Annotated in this window: 8 protein-coding genes; 2 read left to right on the plus strand and 6 right to left on the minus strand. The window is 62.0% G+C overall.

Annotation, left to right across the window (positions count from 1 at the left end):
- Window positions 1-58: 58 nt before the first annotated feature.
- Entirely contained in the window at window positions 59-373 is a 315-nt protein-coding gene (locus tag QZY44_RS30910) for a pyrimidine/purine nucleoside phosphorylase (protein WP_295456714.1), read from the minus strand.
- A 209-nt stretch (window positions 374-582) separates the two neighbouring features.
- Here QZY44_RS30910 and QZY44_RS30915 point away from each other — a divergent pair, with 209 nt between their 5' ends.
- Together QZY44_RS30915 and QZY44_RS30920 are read left to right on the plus strand one after the other, a co-directional pair.
- On the plus strand, window positions 583-1,791 hold the full coding sequence (locus QZY44_RS30915; protein ID WP_295456716.1) for a DUF1343 domain-containing protein: 1,209 nt from the start codon (window positions 583-585) through the stop codon (window positions 1,789-1,791).
- Window positions 1,788-2,348, plus strand: coding sequence for a hypothetical protein (locus QZY44_RS30920; RefSeq protein ID WP_295456718.1), 561 nt, complete (start codon window positions 1,788-1,790; stop codon window positions 2,346-2,348). Before QZY44_RS30915 ends, QZY44_RS30920 begins: the two co-directional genes overlap by 4 nt.
- Window positions 2,349-2,361: 13 nt before the next feature.
- Here the strand turns inward: QZY44_RS30920 and QZY44_RS30925 are convergent, their stop codons facing one another.
- The 5 genes from QZY44_RS30925 to QZY44_RS30945 form a co-directional block, all read right to left on the minus strand.
- Window positions 2,362-4,101 carry an ABC transporter ATP-binding protein/permease gene (locus QZY44_RS30925; RefSeq protein ID WP_295456720.1) on the minus strand — a complete coding sequence of 580 codons (1,740 nt, stop codon included), beginning with the start codon at window positions 4,099-4,101 and terminating at the stop codon, window positions 2,362-2,364.
- 165 nt (window positions 4,102-4,266) lie between these two features.
- On the minus strand, window positions 4,267-5,511 hold the full coding sequence (locus QZY44_RS30930; RefSeq protein WP_295456723.1) for an FtsX-like permease family protein: 1,245 nt from the start codon (window positions 5,509-5,511) through the stop codon (window positions 4,267-4,269).
- Window positions 5,512-5,566: 55 nt separating this feature from the next.
- Complete coding sequence (locus QZY44_RS30935) at window positions 5,567-7,141, minus strand: AAA-like domain-containing protein (protein ID WP_295456725.1); 1,575 nt, start codon at window positions 7,139-7,141, stop codon at window positions 5,567-5,569.
- A gap of 27 nt (window positions 7,142-7,168) precedes the next feature.
- Complete coding sequence (locus QZY44_RS30940) at window positions 7,169-10,126, minus strand: type I restriction endonuclease (protein ID WP_295456727.1); 2,958 nt, start codon at window positions 10,124-10,126, stop codon at window positions 7,169-7,171.
- Window positions 10,127-10,131: 5 nt separating this feature from the next.
- The gene (locus tag QZY44_RS30945) at window positions 10,132-11,424 is read right to left on the minus strand and encodes a restriction endonuclease subunit S (protein WP_295456730.1); all 1,293 of its coding nucleotides are present in this window, start codon (window positions 11,422-11,424) and stop codon (window positions 10,132-10,134) included.
- Window positions 11,425-11,588 lie beyond the last annotated feature (164 nt).

The raw sequence follows: 11,588 nt of genomic DNA on the forward strand, positions 1-11,588 counted from the left end.
CTGCGCCAGCGCCTGCAGTGGTGACGCGACGCCGGCCCCAAGACCGGCGCCCGCCGCCTCAGGGCAGGAACGAACAGCAGTAATCGGTCACTGACCGTACCCGCAATCCAAAGCGTTCCCCGGCTCCCACCGTGAACGCCTGGCCGCCCGTGAAGGTCTGCCAGGCGTCCGTACCCGGCAGTTGCACATCCAGGTCGCCGGCCAGGATCTCCATCAGCTCCCCGCTGCTGGTGTTGAACTCATAGTCCCCGGGTTGCATGATCCCGAGGGTCTTCTTGCTATGGTCTGCAAAGATGACGGTGCGGCTGGTGACCCCGCCGTTGAAAAAGATGTTCGCCTCGCGAACCACGGTGACTTGGTTGAACTCGGACATGACTGGTCTCACTGCTGACTAGAAGGGCGCTCGCGGGCGCTCGGGCGCGGCAGTCTATCCTGAAAGTCGCGCCGGGAGCGCGCTCCACTTACGGGGTGGTGCGGGCGCCATGGCCGTTACCGGGTTCCCGGGTCGCCGTGCGCGGCTTGAGTTGCGCCGGGGATGCGGCGACAATACCTGGCTGTCTCTTGTTCCCTCCAGGTTTGTCCATGATCCAGCTCGGAATCGATCGCCTGCTTGCCGCCCCGGCGCTGCGTCGGCCTCTGCGCGGGCGCCGTGTGGCCTTGCTCGGTCATCCCGCCTCGGTCACCTCGCGCGGTCGCCACAGCCTGGATGCCCTGATGGAACTCGGTGATCTAAGGCTCACCGCCGCCTTCGGTCCGCAACACGGGATGCGTGGGGACAAGCAAGACAACATGGTGGAGAGTGCCGATTTCGTCGACCCCCGCCACGGCGTCCCGGTCTTCAGCCTCTACGGCGACGTGCGCTATCCCACCCCGGCGATGCTGGATCACTTCGACGTGTTGCTGGTCGACCTCCAGGACATCGGCACCCGCATCTACACCTATGTGACCACGCTCGCCTACCTGCTTGATGCCTGTGCCGCCGCGGGCAAGTCGCTGTGGGTCCTGGACCGCCCCAACCCCGCGGGCCGCCCGGTCGAGGGCAGCATCCTTAAGGCCGGCTGGGAGAGTTTTGTCGGGGCCGGGCCGCTGATCATGCGCCACGGTCTCACCCTGGGTGAGTTGGCCCGCTGGTTTGTCGGTGAGCGCCGCCTGGACATTGACCTGCACGTGATCCCGATGGACGGCTATCGGCCGGATGAGGCACCGGGTTACGGCTGGCCGCTGGCGGAGCTGGCCTGGGTCAACCCCAGCCCAAACGCCTCCAGCCTGAACATGGCCCGCTGTTTTCCGGGGACCGTGCTGTTTGAGGGGACGACCCTGTCGGAAGGGCGGGGGACCACCGTTGCACTGGAGTTGGTGGGTGCCCCGGACCTGGACTTCGGGCGCATCCTGGCCCGCATGGAGTCAGAGTGTGCCGCGTGGACGGCGGGTGTTTTCATCCGGCCCTGCTGGTTTGAGCCGACCTTTCACAAGCACGCCGGCCGACTCTGCTCCGGGCTCCAGTTCCATACGGATAACGCGCAGTACCGTCATGACCAGTTCAGGCCCTATCGGCTGATTGCACTCCTGCTCAAATCAGTGCGCCTGGAATACCCGGACTATCCGCTTTGGCGTGTCTTTCCCTACGAGTATGAGAACGAGCGCCTGGCCATCGACCTGCTGACCGGTGGCGCCGAGCTACGCGAGTGGGTGGATGACGGTGAGGCGCGCCCCGGCGACCTGGAGTCGCGCCTGGTCGTGGATGAGGTGCAATGGCTCGCGCACACCCAAGCGCTGCGCCTCTATGATTGACGGTTGCCACTGCCGTGGACCTGGGCTTCCACTACCAACCTTTTTATTGCGAGGAAAACGCCTGGTGGCTGTGTGCCGAGCCGGCCTTGGGCGCTGGCAAGCGTCATGTGGTCTTTCTCTTGAGCCGCGCCGGGCGTTGTCCACTGCTCCACCAGCGTGAGGCCCCGCCGGGCCAGCTGATCGCTTGGGACTATCATGTGGTGGTGGTCGACGGTGAGGGTAGGGTTTGGGACCAGGATACCCGACTGCCGCTGCCGACCCCGGGCCTTGACTGGCTGGATCGGACCTTCGCCCTGACCGACCAATTGCCGGCCATCTACGCCCCGCTGTTTCGGGTGCTTGCGGCAGCCGACTACCGGCGGGAATTTGCGAGCGATCGTAGCCACATGCGTAATCGCCGCGGCCACTTCCAGCGCCCGCCGCCGCCCTGGCCGCCGATCGGGGAGGGTATGAACCTGGATGCTTACCTGGACCCCGAGGCACCGCACCCGGGGCGCTTGCTCAGCGTTGCGCAAGCCCGCCACTGGCTCCGGGCGAGCCGTCCGGACTCATCCTAAGTCCGGAAATCACTCACGCCTGGTCTTCGCGCTGGTGCGTGATTTTCCAACTCCCCGAGCGGTGCAGTTGCAGGACGCGCTCATGATACTTGATCAACGTGGTGCGGTGTCCGACGCTGATGAAGCCGATACGTGAGTCCTTGAGCAGTTGATAAAACCGTGCCTGATTGTCTTCATCCAATGCGCTGGTGGCCTCGTCCAGGAAGGCAAACGCGGGTGCTCGCAAGAACAGCCGCGCGAACGCCACGCGCTGCTGTTCACCAACGGACAGCACGTTGATCCAGTCCAGCACACGATCCAGATCGTGGTCAACGCGGTCTAAGACATCGGCGAGATTGACTTTGCCCACCACCGCGATGATCTGCGCGTCGCTCACATTGCGCTCGGGATAGGGATAGAGCAATTGGTCGCGCAGGTTGCCGTCGATCATATAGGGGCGCTGGGGCAGGAACATGATGTCGCGCAACGGCGGACGGGCGAGTGACCCGGAGCTGATCGGCCACAGCCCGGCGATGGTGCGCAGCACCGAGCTCTTGCCGGTGCCGCTGGCGCCCATGATCAGTAGGCTCTGATTGCGCCGCAGTTCAAAGGACAGCTCGGTGACCAGTATTTTCTTGGCCGCATCCGGTGTGCACACCGTCAGTTTGTCCAGTTTCACCGTGCGGCTGTCGTCCTTGACTTCCTGACTGTCCGCCGGTGCCGGCTGGTCTTCTTCCGCATCGAATTCATCCAGATCGTCCCACAACATGCCCAGGCGCTGCACACCTGCGAGATACGCGCTCAGGCGTTCGAATTGAGTGATGATGAGCGAGACGGCCGCCAGGACCTGGGCGAAGGCGCCGGCCGATTGGGTGACGACGCCGAACTCCACCTCGCTGCGCATAAACAAGGGGGCGACGATCACCACCGGCAGGACGATGGCCGCGTAGTTGTAGCTGGTGACGAAAAACGCCAGGTTACGATTCCAGCCGATGATGCTCAGCATGTTCAGGACCGCCGCACCCAGGCGCCCGATCAGGTCGCCCCGCTCGCGCGGTTCACCGCGATAGAAGGCGATGGATTCGGCGTTGTCGCGCACCCGTACCAGGCTGTAGCGGAAATCCGCCTCTTTCTGATATTGCCGATAATTGAGCCCGATCAGTCGACGGCCGATGAGGATGCTGAGTCCGGTGCCGGCCACGGCGTAGACGAAAAGTACACAGACCAGGGTTGATGAGATGGTCCATAGCACGCCGAGGAAGGCAATCAGCGTCACCCCGGCATTGAGCGTAATGAGCATAAAGGACAGCGAGGTGGCGGTGAAATTGCGCACGTCCTCACTGATGCGCTGGTCCGGGTTGTCGATGCTGGCGGAGCCGCGCAGCCGGTAGTAAGCGCGGTTGTTGAAATACCGTTTGATCAGGTGCGTCGCCATCCATTCGCGCCATAGCAAGGCCAGACGCTCCTCCGTCCACCGGTAGTAAACCCCGAGCGGTACGGCCGCCGCGAAGGTGCCGAGATACCACCATAGCCATTTCCAGTAGGCCGGTACGTCCTTCTCGGCAATGGCGCTCATGAAATCCCGCGCCACATAGCTCATGAGTACCTGCACACCACCGACGCAGAGCGAGAGGGTGAGTAGAATGATGGTAAAGCGTAGCGCTTTGTACCGGACCTCGGAGGCGAAAAACACCTTCGAGATGGTCCACAATTGGCGGGCCAGCGTGCGGAATTCGGTGTGTTGCTCGGTTGGCGGGTCTGCCGTTTGGTCCATCACTGTTCCTTCGATTTGCCGGCATGGGAAGGTCCGCCCGCATAATGGGCGATTGGCGGCCAGCCGTGGCGTCGTTGCGGGTCCAAGCGGGTGTTTCCGCCTGCGGCATTGTCTGGCGTGGCGTTCCCCGTGTCTGTGCGTAAGCAAACGCAGTGGCTTCCAGGATCAGCCGCCGCGCAGGCACTCCGCCGGATCGATCCGGCTCGCCCGGTATCCGGCCGCCGCCGCCGCAATCAGTGCGACCAACAGGGTGGCCGTGGCGGCGGCGGCCAGGTGTGCGGACTCCAGCCGGCAGACATAGCCCTGGCCGGCCAGGTTCTGACCCAGACTGCGGTTGAAGGCCCCGGCGCCGCCACCGTAGGCCAGCCCCGCGAGCAGGAAGGCCAGCGCTGCGATGACGGCGGACTGCACGAGCGGTATCAGGACCACGGTGCCATGGCGGAAGCCGAACAGGCGCAGCAGCGCCAGATCCCGGCGTTTGCGCTCTACGTTCACCCAGAGTGCGCCACCCAGGGCTAGGGCGCCCCCGGTGAGTCCGATGAGCGCGATGATCCGCAGGATGAAGGAGAGGGTCCGATCGAAGGCACGCACGGTGGCGATCCGCTCGGCCTGGGTGCGGATCTCGATCCCCTGTAGCCGCAGGGTCGCCGCCAGGGTGTCGACCCCCTCCAGATCGCGGGCATAGAGTCGGGCACCGGCGAACTCCGGGCGGGTGTCTGCGTTCGGGGCGCGCAGGTCGGCAAGGGTAGGGCGCAGGCCGTCACGGTAGTCCTCGGCGGCGACCAGGAGATCCATGTGGGTAAAGACCGCCTCACGCGCCACCCGGTCCTCTGGGATGATGCCGATGATCTCCAAGGGAAACTGGGCATTTTCCGGGGTGTCGTTGCGGGAGCGGCTCAAGACCCCGCTCAGGGGCGTGCCGGGGCTGAGCCCCAGCCGCCGGGCCAGGGTCTGCGTGAGCAGTACTTGGTCCGCGCTGACCGGGGCGGGCAGTCCGGGCGGCAGCAGCGGGTCGCCGGCGGCGGTCGGGATCAGGTCGATCGCCTCGGCGGGGCGCTGGGCGCCGTCCAGCAGGTCGATGGTGGCGTTGATGGTGCGCGTACGGGGCAGGAGGAAGCCGACGTCGGGGCGCCGCGCCATGGTCTGGAACCAGGCGCGGTCAAGATGATGGGCGCCATAGATGATGATCTCGCGCGTGCGCGGGTCGTTCAACAGGTCCTGGCGCAGGGTGGCGATGACCCCCGTCTTGAGCCCGAGCAGCAGCATCAGTGGGGCGATGATGGCGGCCACCGTGAGCACCAACACCAGGGTGGTGCGACGGTCGTGCCAGAGGTCGAGTAGTGCGAGCCGGCCGCCCTCCCAGCGGGACTGGGGGGCGGCAGGGTCGGGATGAGGCGGGGATTGATTCAAACTGGCTACGCCAATGGACCGGGTGCTGGTCCTTCAAGGATAGTTCAGCTGCGGCTCAGGCGCGGATCACCTGGATGCGCCGACCCTGCGGACTGCTCTGCTCGCAACTCGCGGTGCGCTCCGCGAGCGGCGGCTGGTGCGAGCGGCGGTCGAAGATCACCAGCCAGCCGGCGTCCAGCCCCAGTCCGGCCAGGTAGCCGTCCAACTGGTCCAGGCCCTCGGCTAGCGGGTCCGCGGCGCGGTCGCGCCAGACCTTGAGTTCCATCGCCAGCGTTAGTGCCCCGTAGGATAGGCACAGATCCATGCGCCCGGAGCCGATGGCATATTCGCGCTCCAGGGTGCCGCCGCCGTTGATGACGCGGTGCAGAAAGGCCATCAGCACCAGGTGCGGGGCAATCTCGTGATAGGGCGTACTGCCCAGGAGCGGTTGGCCATGGCGGCGCCAGAAGGCGAGAAAGGCGTCCAGCAGCCGTTCGGGATTCAGGCTGCCGTCGGTGTTCAGCCAGGTCTGGCTGATCTGGGGCAGCGAGGCCTGGGAGGTGAAGGTCAGTGCCCGGGGCAGCACCTCGCGGTAAATTGGATTGGCGATCGTGAGCCCCTGACCCTGTGCCATCCGGCACAGCCCCAGGTCGATCAGATATTGGATGTCGTCCTCCGCGACCTGACCCAACTGGGTGCCGGCCAGCATCGGCTCGATCACGCGGCGCACCCGTTCCTCGCGCAGCTTATCGGCTAATTGGTCCAGATGGGTGACCCTATTGAGGATCAGATATTCTTTGGCCTGGTCGATCAGGTCCACCGTGATCGGGCGCGTGCGGTCGCGGCCCTCCGGCATCTCAAAGCAGGCGTGATAGGCCAGTGCATTCACCAACCAGGGCTGGCCCCGGGTCAGATGCCAGACCAGCGCCAGCGCTTCGGGGGTGAAGGCCTGCCCGGTCTCAGCGGTATGTTCCCCGAGCAGGGTGGTTACTTCGGCGGCCGTGAAATCCCCCAAGCGCAGGGACTTGGCCTTGATGTTGAAGGCGCTGCCGCCGGTGATGGGGCTCGATTCGGAGCGGGCATGAATCCGATAATCGCGCAGATCGCGCACGCCACACAGGATGACGGTCTGCGGGAAGGCGGTCGGACGCTGGGTGTAGCCCGCGCGCAACTGACGCAGCACCGAGATCAGGGTGTCGCCGACCAGTGCATCCACCTCGTCCAACAACAGCACCGCCGGCCGCGGATCGGCCGCGGCCCAGAACTCCAGCAGTTGCGCGAGTCGGTCACCGGCGGGGACGGCGGCCCCGCCGTCCCGATACCAGTCGGCGAGCCGTCCATCCCCCAGATAGAGCCGAGCCGAACGGCCCAGCACGCTACAGATGGTGGCCATCCCGTCGTCGACATGCTCACGCGCGCTCTGCGCCCCTTCGATGTTGGCGTAGAGGGTCCGATACTGGCCCGCGCGATTCAGATGCTCCATCAGCGCCAGCAGACAGGTGGTCTTGCCGGTCTGGCGTGGGGCGTGGAGCAGGAAATACTTTTGCTGCTCGATCAGCCGCAGGACCTCGTCCAGGTCCCAGCGTTGCAGGGGCGGCAGGCAGTAATGGTCCTGCGGTCTTACCGGGCCTTCAGTGTTGAAAAAGCGCATGGAGTCACCTGGCGGTATGGGAAGTGCTCATGTCCCCGGGCTGCGATTTACGATCGCAGCACTGCCAACGGAGCTGAGGACTCTGGCAATGCTCGCATCAAATGCCAGTTTGAAATCGGGATCGGATGAGTAGCGCTTGTAGAGGTCGAGTTCCTTGCGCCGCTCGATACTGATTGCCTGTCGAATCAGGCCCTCCAAGGCCAGCTTGCGGTTTTGTGTATCCGGGTTGTTCTGGACTTGTGCCTGGTAGTCCGCGTGCTTCAGCACATGCCCGGCGATATTGAGAAATTTCACCCGCTGCTCTTCCGGTGTCGCCTCCCAACCCGCAAAGTGTCGTTCGTTGAAGGCCCGGACGATCTCATCCAGCGGGTCCTTCTCTTCCGGCTGCGCATGCCCGCCGCGGAGATTGGGATTCTGGGGATCGAGCTCACCCGGTGATGCGTCCAGGTCGATCTTCACCCCAAGCCGGGAGCGCTCCAGTCCGTAAGTGGAAAAGTCGACGCTGTTGAGTAGCGCATCGAGCTTATCGCGCTCCGGGTCCTTGACCACGAGTTTGGGAATCAGCAGCTTGAGGAACCAATGCAGCATCTCCCACTGCACATTGTTGAACGCGATGATGGCCGCCACCTGGGCGTAGATCTTTACGAACTGCTTGGCCTTGATCTTGAAGTCGATGCGCTGCTCGTCGTCCAGGTCCGAATCGAAGCGCGCAACGACCGTGTCAATGATCGGGTGAAGCTCTGCGGCCTCGGCGCCGCCAAAAAACTTCTCATTGAAGGCCGTGACCTCTGACCATTCATAGACGCCGACGGTGTCGAGCGCTTCTCTTAGGTCGTGGAGTACATTGACATCCGTGGGTTCGCTCAGGCTGGTGGCCGTATAGAACGGATCGAATGCCGCCTTGATGTCGTCTACCGTGTTGTAGAAGTCGAGCACAAAGGTGTCGGTCTTGCCCAGCTTCCAGTTGCAGCGGTTGAGACGCGAGAGCGCCTGTACGGCGACCACCCCTTGCAGCCGCTTGTCCACGTACATGGTATGCAACATGGGCTCATCGAAGCCGGTGAGATATTTGTTGGCGACGACGAGTATCCGGTAGTCATCCTGCGCGAACTTCTCGGGCAGCACCCCGGCGGGGAACCCATTGATGCCCTCCTCCGTGTACTTGTTCTTGTCCACCGTCTTGTCGCCGGAGAAGGCGACCATGGCCTTGAATGGCGCGTTGACCGCTATGAGCGCGTCGCGGATCGCGGAGAAGTAGCGAATGGCGGATTCGATGTTCTGCGTCACCACCATCGCCTTGGCCTTGCCCTTGAGCTTCTTGGTCTGCCAGACGCAACTCATGAAATGATCCACCATGATTGCGGCCTTAACCTCGATCGATTCCGGGCTGGCCTCGACAAAGGCCTTGAGCCGCTTCTGGGCCTTCGCCTTATTGAATAGCGGATTCCCCTCGATCGACTTCTTTACCTCGTAGTAGCTCTTGTAGGTGGTGTACTTATCCAGCACGTCGAGAATAAATCGCTCCTCGATCGCCTGCTTCATGGAATAGAGATGGATGGGATGAAAGGTGCCGTCCGCGCGTTTCTGCCCGAACTTCTCCAGCGTCGCCGCTTTGGGCGTGGCGGTGAAGGCGAAGAAGCTCGCGTTCTTGCTCATCTTGCGCCCCTCCATGGCCTTGAGGATCTTGTCTTGCAGGTCTTCCGGCTCCTCCTCGTCCACCGCGCCGAGCGTGGTGTTCAGGGTGTCCGCGGCCGTCCCGGACTGGGATGAATGGGCCTCGTCGATGATGACGGCAAAGTGGCGGTCGGTGAGGTCCTCGATGCCGTCGACGATGAACGGGAACTTCTGCACCGTGGTGATGATGATCTTCTTGCCCAGTTCTAGGTGCGCCTTGAGCTCAGCGCTGCTCCCGGCGTGGGCGACGATGTTCTTGGTCTCGGAGAAGAGCTTGATGTTGTTCTTGAGCTGGGAGTCGAGCACGCGCCGATCCGTGACCACGATCACCGAATCGAACACATTGGCGGTGCCGGTGGCGTCGTACAGTTCCACCAGTTGATAGCCCAGCCAGGTGATCGAGTGCGATTTGCCGGAACCCGCCGAGTGCTGAACCAGATAGGTCTGACCAACGCCGTCCTGCCTGGCTTGGCGCAGGAGGAGCCGCACGACGTCGAGTTGCTGGTAGCGCGGGAAATAGAGAACCTGCTGCTCCTTGCCGGTCCTCTTGTCCTTCTCAAGGGTGAACTTGGCGAACTGCTCGATGATATTCGCAAGGCTCTGGCGCCGCAGGATATCCAGCCAGAGATAATCGGTCTTGGGGCCGTTGATGTTGACCGGGTTGCCCTTGCCGAAGTTGCACCCCTGGTTGAATGGCAGAAAGTTGCTGTCCGCGCCCGCCAGGCGGGTACACATATAAATCTCGTCCGGGTCCACGGCAAAGTGGACCAGGCAGCGGCCAAACTCGAACAGGGGCTCCTGCGGATCGCGCGTGGTCCGGTATTGCTTGATGGCGTCAGATACCTTCTGGCCGGTCCAGGGGTTCTTCAACTCCAGCGTACTCAACGACAAGCCGTTGACGAAGATGGCCATGTCAATGGACTTGACGCTGCAATGCACCTGGCGGGTGACGCTGAATCGGTTGGACTTGAACCTGGCAGTGACCTCCGGGTTCAGGTCGTTGTAGGGCGAGCGGTAGAGCAGGTCGAAATGGGCGTCGTCGATGTCGATGCCCTTCTTCAGGACGGTGATGATGCTGCCCTTGCGGATCTTCTTGTTCAGCCGCTCCAATACCAGCCGTTGCCAGTTGGGACGATCCTTCAGCTTGGCGAGTTCCTGGGGCTGGGTCTCTTCCAGGAAGCCCCAGAAGAGTTTACGGTCGATGGCAAATTCGCGGTCGAAATCGGCCGGGTCGCCGATGTGGTATCCGTCCCGGGCGAGTGCCTTTTCGATGTGCAGTTCAAGGGCGGCTTCGTTGGTTTGGCTGACCATGATTTCTAAACTCGCAGTTTTCCGACAACGACCTCGGCGATCACAACAGACTTAAACTCAAGCAAGAATGCGATCTGGCGTCGAGTAATGGAAAGACTCTTTTCAGTCTGGTCAAGCAGCAGCTTTAATTGCGCGAGGATGTGAAGCTGCTCATCGATCGGAGGGAATATAATAGGAATCTTCGCAAGCTCACCGCATGTGATAGCACCTTTGGTGCTTCCTTGTGAAGATGACTCGTCACGCAGGACCTGATAAATGCTTGTCAGATAGTAAAGCAGGAACTCAGGATGAAGCCTATTATCTGTAACTGTGACATAAGCTAGATGCTGGTTTATCATTGTATCGATCCTTGTCAGCGCCGCCATCCCGCGTGTTTTTCCTTCCCCAGTTATCGCGACAAGAAGCGATCCTGACGCTACCAGCGGTAGATGGCATTCCCTTGCGGCCCGCTTAGTAATGAACTGGTCGGCTTCGGTAATCTCGAAATCATTGACCTTAGAGCTATTTAGCCACGGTATGTCGCCGCCATTCCAATAGCCGGGCACGGACCTGTTCGGCGTAGAACCGTTGCCGATTCTTGCGACAAAACCCAATCGGGATATATGATAGTGATTGGGGATGGCACCAATCCAATCAATCCCACTATCACGCACTGGAGCATTCGGAGCAAGTCCTCGCAGAATTGAGTGCCTTATGAGGCTGATCCTTTGTTCGAGAAATAGCTCGATTAGCCGCTCTTTCTTGTCTATTGCAGCATCGATTTCGGCGGTTTTCTGGTCGAGAAAGGCGACGATGCGGTCTTGCTCGTGACGCGGCGGAACGGTGATCGGAAGCCGCTTGAAATCCCAGAAATCCATGTTCTGCCTCAATCCCGACCCCATTCCATAGAAGACTTTCAGTGCGTCGTAGCATTCAAGCAAGCGGCAAACGTATTCCGAGTTTACCTCCGGGCTGCACCTCAAGGCGAGATAGGCGGAGGTAATCATGCCGCGATCCCGGGCATAACCAACGCGAAGGCTTGTAAAATCGTTTTGCAGGTCAATGGTGCGAACGATAATGTCGCCGGGGATGATCAGCTGGTAGCCCTCGAACGACTCAGGGACCAGGCCAGTCAGCTTTTCCTCCGGTTTGATAACGATCCGACCATAGCTTAGTGAAAGGACCGTCTTCTCGACTAGCCCTTTGTTGCGATCCTTGTTCTCTTTGAAGCAGGTAAAGCCGGGGCGAATTTCCCAGTGTGAAGGGATATCACCGATCCATTCCGCGCCACTGGGCTTATAGCTCTCGTACCGCTCCATCACTTCGCACTCCGGACGACCTTGATCAGCGTTGCGGCCAACGACGGTTCGTCCGCAACCGGAGGTCGAGGCTTTAGCCGGTGGCGGTTCCCGCCATGGCCAAGAGAAATCAGTGGCGCCTGCACGCCGGACCGGCTAAAGCCTCGACCTCCGGTGGCCGGGGC

Source organism: uncultured Thiodictyon sp., from assembly GCA_903837595.1.
In the GTDB taxonomy this organism is placed as follows: Bacteria; Pseudomonadota; Gammaproteobacteria; order Chromatiales; family Chromatiaceae; genus Thiodictyon.

What these genes read in the sequence shown, in the direction of transcription:
- QZY44_RS30945 (WP_295456730.1), bottom strand. Translation starts at nt 11,424, where the DNA reads ATGGAGCGGTACGAGAGCTATAAGCCCAGTGGCGCGGAATGGATCGGT.
- QZY44_RS30940 (WP_295456727.1), bottom strand. Translation starts at nt 10,126, where the DNA reads ATGGTCAGCCAAACCAACGAAGCCGCCCTTGAACTGCACATCGAAAAG.
- QZY44_RS30910 (WP_295456714.1), bottom strand. Translation starts at nt 373, where the DNA reads ATGTCCGAGTTCAACCAAGTCACCGTGGTTCGCGAGGCGAACATCTTT.
- QZY44_RS30925 (WP_295456720.1), bottom strand. Translation starts at nt 4,101, where the DNA reads ATGGACCAAACGGCAGACCCGCCAACCGAGCAACACACCGAATTCCGC.
- QZY44_RS30915 (WP_295456716.1), top strand. Translation starts at nt 583, where the DNA reads ATGATCCAGCTCGGAATCGATCGCCTGCTTGCCGCCCCGGCGCTGCGT.
- QZY44_RS30935 (WP_295456725.1), bottom strand. Translation starts at nt 7,141, where the DNA reads ATGCGCTTTTTCAACACTGAAGGCCCGGTAAGACCGCAGGACCATTAC.